This is a genomic window from Candidatus Poribacteria bacterium, from assembly GCA_021295755.1.
Taxonomy (GTDB): Bacteria; Poribacteria; WGA-4E; order WGA-4E; family PCPOR2b; genus PCPOR2b.
The window spans coordinates 1-13,377 of sequence record JAGWBT010000129.1; the positions used below are offsets into that span (position 1 = coordinate 1).

The window sequence follows — 13,377 nt, forward strand, 5'->3', positions numbered from 1 at the left end:
TAAAAAAGCAGCGTACCAGCTGCTTTCAGATATCGTGTAGTTATTGCCCGTAACTTTCCTCTGCGACCATCAAAGCGATTTCTTGCCCCTCCGTTTTACTAAATCGACGTTTCGCACGTTCCATGACATCGATAACTCTGCCATGTTTGGCAAGTCTGTCGGCTTTAATGATGAGTGTCGTAATTTGAGACTCTTTTGATGACAGATACATTTCCATATGATCTAGTGTTAGCATCTCCAAATCATCAAATGAGATCCTGCCATCTGCACTGATAAAGAGATTGAATTTCTTGCGCGGAAAGTCGTGCTTTGTCGCTGACTCCGGTAGCGTTATAGTAAACGGCGGAGGGACACGCATAATCGCTGAAACCATAAAGAAGATCAGCAGTAGGAACACGCAATCGATCATTGGTTCCATCATCAAGGCTTGACCGCGTTCCTTTTCCGTCCCTGTTCGCATCTGCACAGCCATAGTATCCTCCTTTGTTATTCCCTTGCTACCACTGCAAAGCCGATTTTGTCTATACCTGCTTGCTTTGCAATATCCATCACGTTAATAATCTGCTCATGCATGACGTCCCGTTCGGACTGAATGATTACCATATTCTTGATCTCTTCGGGCGCATGAATGAACTCGGTAAACATCTGATTGATGTTAACAATCTCGTCATTCAAGATCATTGTTCCATACTTCTGAGCACCTTCAGGGTTCGCAATCCTCACAATGAGTCCCTTGGGTTTATTGGGATTCGGTTTACCTGGAGGCGGTAATTGAACGCGAATGCCAGGCATCGGTGCAAAACTGGTCGAAACCATAAAGAAAATCAGAAGCAGGAACACACAGTCAATCATCGGGGCCATATCGAGCTTAGCCGATCTCCGTTCCCTAGCCGCCATTTTGGTCATACCGCTAGGTGCTTGCGTACTTGCCATTTTCGATTACCTCCTGATCTAAAAGGTAAGTCTTCCTGCCACCCTAAAGGGGTTGCCCATAGGGTGACAGGAGAACATTGAAATTTACGCACCTGATTGACCGAGAATCAGTTGATTCACGATTTCTGTCGAAACCTGCTCAATCTCAAGCACGAATTTGTTGACCCAACTCTCAAAGACCTGGGAGAAAATAAGACACGGAATAGCAATGGTTAAACCACCAGCGGTGGTCAGCAGCGCCTGGGAAATACCCCCGGCGAGTGCCTGCGGGTCACCAGTACCTTCCAGTGCAATTGTGGTAAATGCGTTAATCATACCCATAACCGTACCGAGGAGACCAAACAACGGCGAAATAACTGCGACCGTGCTAATAACAGGAATGTTTCGCTCAAGCTCTGGAATCTCAAGGAGTCCCGCTTCTTGAATGGATTCCTGTACCTCTTCCTTTGTAATCTCCTGCTCTTCGATCTGGGCTTGACTGTATCTCAACAGACCTGCTTTCAGAACGTTTGCAAGTGGTCCACCTGCTTCTTCACAGGTTGAGACCGCTTCCATGATATTATCATTACGCAAAGAATCAGTGATGCTTGCCATGAACTGCTCTGTACCGAGCTTGGAACGGCTTCTTATGAAGGTAAAGAGACGTTCAATAATAAACGTCAGCGCAGCGACAGAACAGAGGAGAAGTGGCCAGAAGACAATACCAAATTTAGCGAAGAAAGTGACAATCGTATCTTTTTTGGTCATTTTCAGCGGCACATAGTGGTCGCCTCCAGCAACGACGGTGACCGGTTTACCAGTTCGGTCGCCATATCTGGCGGCAAGCCTGACTTGCTATATTCACCGACATCATCCGTTGTGGTTTCATGTTCCGTACCATCGGTACCGACGACAACAACTCTAACCCCACTAATCGGCGTTTGTGCCGTTGTGGTATCTACAACATTACCACGAACCGTGCCGGTTGTCGCATCTTGAGCGATCGCAACGGCACCGTAAACAATCAACATGCTAGCTAGGATTAAGGTTAAACTCAGGTGTTTCATGTATTCCCCCTATTGGAGTTTGAAGGTGGAGTAAAATTTAGAGGGCGTCTACTATTACCCTCAATTTCAAGTCGCCTCAATCACCTCATATCGGACGACTAAACTTTTATACAATGCGTAGTCTTGGCTTTTTGACATACTCTACCACCCTAAGAGTCCCTGTCCACGAGGATGGCTAATTGTGGTATCAACACGGGTTGCGAACCGTCGTCCGTCTTATACCCGCTATTCCAAAGGACAATGCCCTGCCCTTAACCTATAAACACTTCTGTTTTTTGAAAGTTGCGGTAAGATTGAAAAAGTGCCAAGCACAAAACTGCTTGGCACTTTCGGAGATTGTTAGAATCCCATCATCGCTCGTACGAAGGTTGTATTACTCGTCGTATGGTCAAGCAAGATGGTGGTTCTTCTGAAACCAGCGAGAATGACGATATTGAAACCTTGCCATTCACCGCGACTGATTGATTGGACTTCAAAGATACGGGTACGCAGGTCTGGACGGAAGAGGATTGGAATATCAGCCTCTTCAAACGCTGGCGTCGCTAAATAGTCTTTGATACCTTGATCGCGGTTGGTGAACTTGCGATATTGAAAACCGCCGAGGATATTCATTCTTTGAGTAAACTGATAATCCAAACGAACACCAAGAACATCTTCACGGCTACGTTTGTTAAATCGCAGATACTCAATGACCTCGGGATCATCTGGCACAAATTTTGTTGGATCCAGCGGGTTGATATACACACCGCTTTGAATATCAGCATGCGTATGATCAAATGCTCGTGTCCAGATATACTTTGCCATCGGTGTCAGAGTTAAATCTTCACCAATTCTGTCCACCCCGGGCAGATCGCCCAATGGGATTTCATACTTGGCTCTGAGAATGGTAATCTGATTCCGAACGGTCTTTTCTTGGTAACGGCGTGGTATCCAGTTTTCTGGATCATAGATCAGACCAAGGTCCTCTGGATCCAGTGGGTTCATCCCGTGATCTGGATAGAACGGGAATGACTTCCGGTCTCCATCGGCACGTACCTGCTCATCAGGGACCATGAAATCAACCTGATCATCTATCCTATCGTCTGCCGTTTCTTCAGGGTGGAAGACATCAAGCGCAACGGCATCTTCTTCATCGAGTCCCAACTGCTTCCGCCAGTCAACCAAGAACTTGGTTTCAAGCGTTAAGTTGGGAATCGCACTGTAGAGGAACTGAAGGCTTGTCACATTGACCCGTGTCTTGAAGAAATCGAGAAAATCAGATTCCTGTGTAGCATCTAACTCGCCCGGACGCAAGGTAATCGAGTAGTCCGGAATATCATCATCGACACGGACAAAGCGGTTCTGGAACAACACCGTTCCGAAATCTGGAACGTCGCGTTGGTAGCGGAGATGGAGATATTTTGAATCATTTTTCCGCTGGCTGGAAATTTCATTCTCATTTAACCAACCCAATTTGAGGGTCATGTTATCGAGTAAGTCATAGCTAGCAGTGATATGGTATCCGTCGCGGTTGATACCGTATTCATACTGCGGCTCAAAATCATCTTCCAGTGAATCGACAACGCCATTGTTATTTTCGTCAACGAGATCTTCAAAAACCGGAGGATCTGCCTCAAAGATGAGGAAGTCTTCTTGGAAATCGAGGATGCCGTTCTGATCACGGTCATCGGCTTGCGGTAGAACACCGTCAAAGTCGATGCTATCTGGCCAGTCGTCGTCGTCATCATCGTCTTCAATGAGCGAATAATTGATCTCATCGAAGGGCAGGACTTCTGCACCGGATTCAGGCGTTCGTTCAAGAGAGTAGGTCGCATCTCTTGCATCGTTGGCACCGAAATTATAGTAGGTTGTCGTGTAACCTGGATCGATATGGTAACGTGTTAACTCGAGGAAGAGTTTGCCATAGCGCTGCTTGAGGTTGATAAACCAAGCAGTTTCACGCCCCATCTCTCCGTCATCATTCGGATCACCATTCAACTTGGCTTCAAACCTTTCCCCTTCTGCCTCAGAGTATGTGGGAATGCCGTTAGCATCAAGTGGAACTCCAAAGGTTGGGTTAGGCAATCCATCGTCGGTCTGCTCTGCCTCATCTATGGTGATGTTAGCGCCTTCGATTTCAGGATTTAGTCGACTGAAACCGATCTGGTTTCTCGGAATAGTTGGATACTGCTTAAATTTTCCGTTAATTGAATAGTGCGCTCGGATAAAGGTATTAAAGAGGGTCCCCTCTAGATCGATACCATACAGCACACCAGCACGTGCCGCACCGTAACGATACCGAATCGTACGCGCTGCACCTTCATTTTCCCAGCTGCCTGGCCGATGTTTCAAACTCGATCTATTCTGAGTATAATGATCTGACCGACCATAGTTACCGGGAGCTTGAAGCACGTCACGATATGGTGATTCGATATGACCATCTTCGGTCTTGATCCATTCTGCCGCGAGTGGGTCGTCTGATCTGTTTGCTTCACTAAATCCGATGACAACGATATTATAATCGCCAGCAACCGTCATCTCAAACTCAACGGATTTGACTGTGCGCGGATCGATGGGACCATTGGGGAGTTCTTCAGAAGTCAGGTCCAATGTATACTGCATCTTGTTGAACCCTTCGACAATTTTCCATCCATCACTAGTTTCAATCGGTTCCGCACTGCCCTCTACAGCAGCGAGGTCGTCAATAAAAACGGGGATAGTCTGTATTCTCTCAGGGCCCAACGGACGGTCTGGACCATCAGCAGGAGAACCGGACAACGCTTGCGTGATAACGTGTACTTTCATGCCCTTAACGGCAGCGCCGACACCACCCTGGATCTTTGCTACATGGCCTGCGTCTTCAAGGTCATGTGTTAATGCACCATAATGATTATCTTCTGGCGAATCATCTCGGAAGATAACAACGATGCTCTCCGGAGGTGTATTGGCAACCGTTCCACCAAACAGCGGATTCTCAACCCGTTCTGGGTGTTCTTTGTGGAGATTGACATAGGTGAGCCCTACGCGGAAGACATCACCAAGCAACCCTTGTGCACGAAATCCGATTAAGCGTGCGTTCTCAATATGGCGGAGACCGACATCATCGCTTAGCCCATTACGACGCCCCAATGTTGGTGCTAGGTTCGCCGCTGCGTCAGACAACTTCACCGGGTTAGAAATACGCGAGTTCAACAACGTGAAAAGGTGACGTTCTTGGGAGAACGAGAGATCCCATCGGAAACCATCAAATTCCGTTTTGTAGATGACATACCGGTTAGGGAATAGGGTTTGAGGCTTAATACGCATATTGTCCCCAATGACGAATTGCGTAAATCTGCCACGGAAATTATCTTCGGTTAACACTTGGCGGTCCAACTGGGCGGAAAATCGTTCGCTATCAAGCTGGCCGGTCCAACCTAAAATCAGTTCACCGTTTTGATCGAATTCTTTCACCTCGCGGTAATTATACACTTCGTTACCTTCGAGGAGCTCTCTACCAAACAGGTCATAGAAGAACTGCGGTTCTTCTTCCAATTGGAAGCGGTCAGAAAAATTTGCCTGTCCTTCGACCGTTGGTAAAAGCGGTTCCTGTGGGCCAAGGCTAGCCGCACCGCACCCATAAAGTACGAAACAACTGATTAGCCCTGCTATTATCAGAAGAACATCAGGTGATCGTTTGAAAAACTTCATTACTTTCATTTGCCTCCTTGAGGAAATCATAAATTACATTTGACGTAAAAGTGAGGATATAAAACCTCCATAATCACGTTTATCCAAACACCAAGCTAAAATCAGGGAATCGAATTAATCGCGGTTTCGGAGTTTGTGACCGTTTATCAACCCTTCTCCCATTTTAACTTGCGTCAGTGATGGAACATATCGCAACCTCCTTTAGTGAGGATTTATTAGCAATATAAAACTATTTAGTTACCCAGATGTGATGCAAAAGCAATTTTTACATTTTCTCTGCTGGAGTTGGACTCCAGCGGCATCAGGTTAATCCTTGCAGCCCAATCTATCGGGATACAAGTATCTGAAAACAGTTGGTATATAAATAATTAACATTCTAAAGTTAGATACTGATTGAGGTTGAGCCATCGCTCATTCAGTGATCCGGCTGATCCACATACTTGGCTTAGAAGCCACTCGCGGTTCCCTTCCTTCTTGCCACCACAGAAACGCAAAAATTCAGGTCTAATCTTTTTGCAATTTATACTTTTTTTGCCAATAAAACTCTGCTTTGAAAAAAAGTAATTCCTAAGATAACACTTCTGCAATTTTCTGTCAAGTGTTTTTTCTTAAATTAATTATGATGTACCAACAGAGGCGTCAAAAACGGACAGAACCCTTCACATCGAGACGAATCTTCCTTATTTTTGGACAGTTTTTAGGAAGCACAACTGGAATTCAGTTAAAGGACGAATCATTTCCAGATGTTGAGCAACTGTTCCCTTTGGGTTGTGGGCAACATTACCGGACAGAGGATATCGAAATAGGCTGGCAAAAAATAGAGGCAGGTTAAATACTGGTTGGATAAGCATTGAGGTCGAAACCACATAAATTCTGGTAACCGCAAATTGCAGAACTGAAGATTTGTAAAAACTCAGGCAGTTAAAAAGTCACGCCTATAAACCTTTGGCGTGAGTTGATGGGACCATCGTCCTTACAAGAGGGGTAGGTTCTACATCACAGTTAGCACTAGATGGACATAATAAAATGATAGGAAAGGTTCACTGAAAAGGAAACCTTCGCGTGGTGCATCGAAAAATCACTGGATGTTATTGGCGGCTCTAATCTGCTCCTCGCTAAACGCCTCATCCTTCCATTCAGTAATACGCCATTCTTGCTTATCGGAGCCCTCACTTTTTCTTAACTCGAAGGTGAAAATATTATTCCCTTCTGCGAACCATCCCGTATATCCCCCTTCGAGGGAATCGCCATCAGCGACAAACCCTTGGATCCGATAATGGTTTCTGACTTCGGCTCGTGTCCGATCTGTATTTAGTTGTATCTCAGGCGGTTCAGACAACTCAATCTCAATATCTTGGAATCTGTCAAAAACGCGCTTTGCGGAATCTCTTTCGTCGCGGATATCATCAAATATAACATCATCTGTTTTATCATCCATTGTGCCCATATCTGAGACGTAAAGAAATCCGTCTTCCCAGAACGCGCTCATATACATATCAAGGTCTTCACTCTGATATCCTTCGCGCCAGCTTTTCAGAACTTGGTTAATTAAAACAAGCTCTTTTGACTGGACTTTGGTCACACTACTTACATCCCCACAACTTGTAAGCAAACTAAAAACGAGCAGTAGCCCAATGATTTTGGCAGATACTTTTAACATGGCTAAACTTCCTCCATAAGGGCCAGATGTGTTCGCTCGACTTTTCAAAAGAATTTGACAATACCCAGTTGAAGTTGTGTTGGAGTCACCTCAAGTTGTACGTCCAATTCTCCAATCTGTTTCATGTCCTCAATGAGTTGGTTCGCTTTTGCCTCCGCATTGTACAAATTCGCTCCAACATAGGAATCAATTAAGCTATACGCCCATACCCCTGCTGCTGCGAAGAGGAAAAACTGTCGTAATTTAAAGCGTTGATTCGCTCGATTGTATTGAAAGAGCGCTTCTGGAGACTTATCATTAATTAAGGCAACTGGAACATACTCATTGTTGTAAACATTTAGGAAGGATTGGTGGGTAATTAACGCACCGATAAGGAGACCACTTGTTCCCACAAAGGAGGTGGCACCTAACAAACGTTTATGCGCGTAAAACTGTCCCCAACCGGGCAGAACCGCAGAACGACCTATAGCCCCTATTGGCGACACAAGGCGCAGGTCTTCGTTTGGCTGCGCGACACTAATTTGAACCCGTGAAAATAAGCATAAAACGGGAATCAAAAGTGTCAGACTAGATAGCTTCACTAGAGATCCGGTCAAATTCCTTTACCTCTCCCTGAAGTCGTATAATAGCAGAACCCAAAAGCCTTGTCAATAAAAAAAAAGACAGTTAAGGCAGAAATTCCTCCTCAACTGTCCTATTTTAGTTGCAAGTTAGATCTATTTTCTTCGACTGCGTGTTTGGGTTCTTGTCGTACTGCGGGTACGCTCCCGTTTGTCATCGTCGTCATCTTTACTGCTTGAACTTGAAGTTGTCTGCTGAGTTGTTGGTCTTTGGACACGTGGAGCAGTGGAAGTAGATGAACGAGATCTTGATTGTGTGGATCGGGTACGCGTTTCTGTCTGTTTTTTGACGCTTGAAGATCGGCTACGCGAAGGTGGTGTACTCAACCGACTTCTCGACGAAGACTGCGTTCGGTTGTACAGGCGCAGCCGTCGTTCCGCGTTGGATCGGGTTGAGACTTCACTATCCGATGAACGCTTGTCCTTTGGAGAAAATCGGAAGCGATCATACTGGTAGGTGCGGGGTTGCGCATTGCGAGATCGCACGTTAGATCGGGATTCTCTTTCAACTGCACCTAACCGTTTACGTTTTAGGATTTGCTGAGTTGAGCGGTAAGTTCTCGTCGAGATGTCACCGGTAGAACGCTGATTACTGCGCTGCCGTTGTATTGTCGTGTTCGACCTATTGCTTGTATTAGACTCATTCCTTGTATCAGTAACTCTTCGTTGAGGCGAACGGTAAGATCGAGTGGGCACGTCACTAGCAGAACGTTGACTATTGCGCTGCCGTTGTACAGTCGTGTTTGACCTACTGCTTGTATTAGACTCGTTCCTTGTATCAGTAACTCTCCGTTTTCGAGAAAGTGTCGCCCCTTGGATGACTCGATCTGAAAGCACCGGTGTCTGACGATGTTCCGTAATTAGCGAGCGGACACGGGTCTGTACATTGGCTCTACTCGCTTGTGTATTGGTTCTGTTCACTTTGGATGTGGTGACCGACAATCGGCTCCGTGAATATTCGCGGCGCGTTGTTTCATGCGTCGGAGTCCATCGATTCAGTCGCCGCGTCTTAGGCGATTTATCAACATGGACATTCACATGGTAGTAGGAATCGCGGTGGTAGCGACGCGGGTAACGGCGATAGTAGCTGTGGAGGTAACCGCCATAAGTGCGACGAATGGCACGGTAGTGATGGTCATAGACCGGGTAACTCCATCGAATGTAGTAATCTAGATCTGTACAGTAATAAAATGGCCCATCGTAAAAATAGAGATAAGTGTACCTGTACCAAGGTTGCCAATGGTAATCTCGAGCGTAACGGTGTATAACGCGCACATCAGGTTGTCGTTGATAAGTTACGACGTCAACATATTCGAGATCAAGTTGCTCGCCATTTTCAGCGACAATGTGCATTTCAAGGATACCGTTATCAACACGCCCAGCTGTCGCAATTTTTATGGTCTCTGATCGACGTTTCGCGCGTAAAAAGAAGGTATCGCCGTAGAGGGTTTCCTCTTCACCGTTATCACTATAGTTCCTGCGGGCATATTCACGTTTGGTATTGCGAATCCAGACACGCCCTGCAATTTCCTCGTAATCAAAGTCCGCTCGATGGGGTTCTCCTCGATAGCGCACCAAAATCTCGACATACTGAGCCTGTCGAGGTATCTCAAAAAGATAGACTGCGCTGGCTATCGCAAATTCGTAGGCTTCTTCTTTATCAGATTCATTTGCCCAAGCTGTTAGGCGAATCCCGTTTTCAAAACGAGGGCTTGCAGTGACAGTTGCGTTGCCACGCTCAATCCAGTCTTCAACATCACCTGCGTCCCGGTGTTCGCGACTGGTTCGGTCCGAAAAGTAGTCGTAGTCTGCTAGCGCAGCATGGGGCATGAGCGTCAATAAGCAGATTATTAGCATCGGGCCTATGGAAGTCGGGATGCGAAATTTCATGGAAACTCTCCTTTTAGGTGCACCTAGCGAAGCGGATTTTCGTGACTTCCTTGCACAATGCAAGGAGTTCGCCCATGACAATTACAGTCCATGAGCGAACTTGACGTTATCCACCAATAGAATTCGTAATCTGTCGATAGCAATTTAGATGCCATAATTGATTGGCTTATCTAAAAAGAAAGTGCAAGGTGTAAAAGCGTGAAACGTAATGCGTGAAACGTAATGCGTGAAACGTGAAAGCGTTTTGTTCATTGGTTCATTCGTACATTGGTTCATTATAGTGGATCTTAGAATTAATGAAACGCCCCGAACCGAACCGCACTGTCCTCAGACCCGGTAGGTGCGGTTACAAACCACACCGCATCGGCGCTGTTTCCAACTGCGCCTACCATACACGGGGAGCGAAAGTGTCTATTTATAGTAAAGTTTAGAATTATTGATACACTTTCAATGCAGAACCAACCCCCTAAATCCCCCTTGTCAGTAAATGTCTCCTTATTTCTCGTGTTTACTATATTTTTGGAATTCACCATAATAGACGATTGAACTCATGAACTCAATCGGTTTCGGTTGCACCATTTCTTTACATGAGTCAATTGATTTAAGGATTGTTTGCCCTACAGTGGTAGAACGATATGGTGTCCGTTAGGTTCAAATCGTAGCAATAGAGATACACAACTGTGGCAAAAGCGATACCAAAATATTGAGATCTTTAATCCACCGCCACGAGTTGAATGCCCTTTCGGGCTGCTAAATCGCGTGCAAGTGGTGTAATGATCACTGGATTGGTGTAACGCAATTCACGTACACCCGATGCAAGTCCGTCAATCACTGAGGCGGTGATAACGTTCTGTCCCCCTGTTGAGTCCGGGTTAAAATGGTGTGTACCGTCACTTAGAACTGTCTCAGCGATTCGATCGGTCGTAACAAATTGAACCCCAAAGTCCGACAGGGTTTTGATGTAATCTTGCCCTAACTTTGATATTTCAGGTGGGACTTCAGACTCCTCCGAGATTTCAAAACCATCAGACGTTGCTATTACCCTGTTCCCCCGAAGCAACCCTTGGAATACCAGGTAAGTACACAGCGTATCTGCCATGCCCAGACTCAGTTTCGCTGTCATCGCGCACGATAGCGTTGGAATAACGATTGCGGAGAAACCTTCGGTGAAAGGCTGAAGGTTTGTAATTTCAGTGGCGATGAAAACCCGTTCTTGTCCGCATGTGGATCGGATACGAGAGACGTCCAAGATTTTAGCCGCTATATCTGACAAAATGGCTGTAACGACATAGCCTCGCTGAATACATTTATCAAGCTGTTCTAGAGGACGTGCAAGATCGACTTGAGCGGCATCGAATATCGCCAGAATCCGTTTATCGGATTGGGCAGCTGCCAAAGCCATTCCTTGTCGTTTGAGAACTTTCGCGACCTCTGCTTCAATCCGCCGAATGATTTCTGGACTGACCTCCACTTAACTACCCCTAATCTCTCAGCAACTCGACGCCTTCCCCTCCCTGCAAACCGGCAGCATTAGCGTCATCGGTATCGAGATGCATCTGCGGCACATAGCTTGGTGATATTTTCGGATGGATTTTCTCAAAAGTCAACGCTCGCTCGCCGGGGATGCGTACTTTCAACAGATCGCCTTCACGTATCCCCCAACGTTCCGCATCTTGGGGAGTCATGTGAATATGCCGTGTCGCACAGATTGCGCCCTCTTCTAAGTGAATAGCCCCTTGGGGACCAATCAAGACAATTGACTCTGAACCGGCGAGATCGCCCGAATCGCGAATTGGTGGATTGAGTCCCAAGCGAATTGCATCAGTCTGTGCAAGCTCAACCTGAGAATAATCCCTCACGGGACCGAGAATCCGAAGCCCCTCAATTGCTTGCATACGTCTTCCAACGACGGTTAATGTCTCTTTCGCCGCAAATGCACCGGGTTGGTATAAAGGGGCGTGAATTGTTAGTTGATGACCTTCGCCGTACAAGATCTCTAAGTGTTCTTGAGTTACATGCGCATGTCGCGCCGAAACCCCAACGGGAATCTGCTGTTGTTGAACGACAGTATCACAGGCACGCCGCCCAGCCGCGCAAGTTCGCAAGGCGCAGCCACCGCAGGGTTCTTTATTCCCGATTTCATCGGGATTCAAAGCACCCTGCTTCAATTGTTCAAGCACTTTATGAGTGACCAGTTCAATGAGTGCCTTGTCATTCATCCGTTATCTTCCCTGACTCCATCAATTTGTTGCTTCATCGTTGGCGATATCAATCGTCAGCGTGTTGTCATCGGACTGTTCTTGGACGGGTAAAACCGATTCAACCTCTGCATGTGGTCGTGGGATGACGTGGACCGATACAACCTCTCCGACGCGTGCGGCTGCTTCTGCCCCGGCGTCTGTGGCTGCTTTGACAGCACCGACATCGCCACGGACCATGACGGTGACATACCCGCCGCCGATCTTTTCATAGCCGATAATTTGGACATTCGCCGCTTTGACCATCGCGTCAGCCGCTTCGATGCTTCCAACCAACCCTCTCGTTTCAACCAAACCTAAAGCCTCACCAGCCATAATCGAAATGTAACCTCCTGATTGACAGTATAGACCATCCCCTCATCATTTATGCTCACTATAATGTTCTAGCTATTCCTATGTAGGATTTGATTACTTTTTGATCAAGGTTGTTATATTTTAACGCAAGTTGCTAGTTCTGGTGCCGCTGCCTGTCTGAATCAGGATTCTCTGGATTGAGGGATTTACAGGGATAACTTCTGTGAAGCGACCCTGAAACAACCCATAACACGAATGGAACCAAGCAGTCTGACAATGGACATTGCATACCATTACGATTCACAGGTTTGGCAGGGCACTGTCAGGTAAAAAAAAATAATTTCAATCCCTATACGGGTATTCATAATTGGTGACTGTGCCAAGAATCCCAATGGCCTCTATACTTCAGCGGTTTTACAGATGTGTGCTATGCTAAAGCGGTTGCCCGTGGAAGGTTTGCTGACCTGCCAAATCAACATCAATTTATGAGCAAGGTTCCACATAAATGTCAATACACTCTAGCAGCTTGGATTACATATTCAGACCCAAACTTAAATATATTGTAGCTTAACCGGCTTGCGAAAGATATAACCTTAAAGTTATTATAGCAGTATATCACAGTTCGTCAATTGATTCAAGCATTTTCAGGATTCATCACGGTCATGAAATTTACAAAATCACACTTTATTTATCAAAATCTTCCAATCTAAACCCCCGTCTTTTAATGCGGGGATACAGATTGGCTCCTTGTGTCAACGTCTAAAAACGGTTGAACTTGTAGTTAAAATATGGTATAATTCCTTTGGCTTTCGTGGGGGGATTCCGCACCACTGCTCGGTGGTGCCTCCCACCTCCTACGGAATAGGACATGAGAGCCAGAGAGCTAAATCCTTAGTTGAAAAAACATGAAAACCTACAAGTTCAAACTATATTCTAATCACGGCAATCGTGAATTACACAAGACAATAGACGGACACGCTCATGTCTGGAATCACTGCGTTGCATTT

11 protein-coding genes are annotated in these 13,377 nt (G+C 46.1%); all 11 read right to left on the reverse strand.

The annotated features are described in order from the left end of the window. Window positions 1–40: 40 nt before the first annotated feature. On the reverse strand, window positions 41–472 hold the full coding sequence (locus J4G02_17315; protein ID MCE2396305.1) for a biopolymer transporter ExbD: 432 nt from the start codon (window positions 470–472) through the stop codon (window positions 41–43). 14 nt (window positions 473–486) lie between these two features. Further along, window positions 487–933 carry a biopolymer transporter ExbD gene (locus J4G02_17320; GenBank protein MCE2396306.1) on the reverse strand — a complete coding sequence of 149 codons (447 nt, stop codon included), beginning with the start codon at window positions 931–933 and terminating at the stop codon, window positions 487–489. Between the two features lie 84 nt (window positions 934–1,017). Then, entirely contained in the window at window positions 1,018–1,680 is a 663-nt protein-coding gene (locus J4G02_17325; GenBank protein MCE2396307.1) for a MotA/TolQ/ExbB proton channel family protein, read from the reverse strand. Between the two features lie 2 nt (window positions 1,681–1,682). Continuing rightward, window positions 1,683–1,979, reverse strand: a complete 297-nt coding sequence (locus tag J4G02_17330) for a carboxypeptidase regulatory-like domain-containing protein (protein ID MCE2396308.1) — start codon at window positions 1,977–1,979, stop codon at window positions 1,683–1,685. A gap of 339 nt (window positions 1,980–2,318) precedes the next feature. After that, window positions 2,319–5,648: a hypothetical protein gene (locus J4G02_17335; protein MCE2396309.1), complete on the reverse strand. Its 3,330-nt coding sequence runs from the start codon at window positions 5,646–5,648 to the stop codon at window positions 2,319–2,321. A 1,078-nt stretch (window positions 5,649–6,726) separates the two neighbouring features. After that, a complete protein-coding gene (locus J4G02_17340) occupies window positions 6,727–7,308 on the reverse strand; it encodes a hypothetical protein (GenBank protein ID MCE2396310.1) in 582 nt (193 codons plus the stop codon). A gap of 44 nt (window positions 7,309–7,352) precedes the next feature. Next, window positions 7,353–7,793 (reverse strand): hypothetical protein, encoded by a 441-nt coding sequence (locus tag J4G02_17345; protein MCE2396311.1) that lies wholly within the window; start codon window positions 7,791–7,793, stop codon window positions 7,353–7,355. A 231-nt stretch (window positions 7,794–8,024) separates the two neighbouring features. Further along, window positions 8,025–9,818 carry a hypothetical protein gene (locus J4G02_17350; protein MCE2396312.1) on the reverse strand — a complete coding sequence of 598 codons (1,794 nt, stop codon included), beginning with the start codon at window positions 9,816–9,818 and terminating at the stop codon, window positions 8,025–8,027. 712 nt (window positions 9,819–10,530) lie between these two features. Next, a complete protein-coding gene (locus J4G02_17355) occupies window positions 10,531–11,289 on the reverse strand; it encodes a hypothetical protein (protein MCE2396313.1) in 759 nt (252 codons plus the stop codon). A 10-nt stretch (window positions 11,290–11,299) separates the two neighbouring features. Further along, on the reverse strand, window positions 11,300–12,037 hold the full coding sequence (gene pduL, locus J4G02_17360) for a phosphate propanoyltransferase (protein ID MCE2396314.1): 738 nt from the start codon (window positions 12,035–12,037) through the stop codon (window positions 11,300–11,302). A 21-nt stretch (window positions 12,038–12,058) separates the two neighbouring features. Then, complete coding sequence (gene eutM, locus J4G02_17365; protein MCE2396315.1) at window positions 12,059–12,391, reverse strand: ethanolamine utilization microcompartment protein EutM; 333 nt, start codon at window positions 12,389–12,391, stop codon at window positions 12,059–12,061. Window positions 12,392–13,377 lie beyond the last annotated feature (986 nt).

Bases quoted from the DNA above. Each gene is read 5' to 3' on its own strand.
- J4G02_17340 (MCE2396310.1), bottom strand. From the start codon at position 7,308: ATGTTAAAAGTATCTGCCAAAATCATTGGGCTACTGCTCGTTTTTAGT.
- J4G02_17330 (MCE2396308.1), bottom strand. From the start codon at position 1,979: ATGAAACACCTGAGTTTAACCTTAATCCTAGCTAGCATGTTGATTGTT.
- J4G02_17320 (MCE2396306.1), bottom strand. From the start codon at position 933: ATGGCAAGTACGCAAGCACCTAGCGGTATGACCAAAATGGCGGCTAGG.
- pduL (MCE2396314.1), bottom strand. From the start codon at position 12,037: ATGAATGACAAGGCACTCATTGAACTGGTCACTCATAAAGTGCTTGAA.
- J4G02_17335 (MCE2396309.1), bottom strand. From the start codon at position 5,648: ATGAAGTTTTTCAAACGATCACCTGATGTTCTTCTGATAATAGCAGGG.
- J4G02_17315 (MCE2396305.1), bottom strand. From the start codon at position 472: ATGGCTGTGCAGATGCGAACAGGGACGGAAAAGGAACGCGGTCAAGCC.
- eutM (MCE2396315.1), bottom strand. From the start codon at position 12,391: ATGGCTGGTGAGGCTTTAGGTTTGGTTGAAACGAGAGGGTTGGTTGGA.
- J4G02_17350 (MCE2396312.1), bottom strand. From the start codon at position 9,818: ATGAAATTTCGCATCCCGACTTCCATAGGCCCGATGCTAATAATCTGC.
- J4G02_17325 (MCE2396307.1), bottom strand. From the start codon at position 1,680: ATGACCAAAAAAGATACGATTGTCACTTTCTTCGCTAAATTTGGTATT.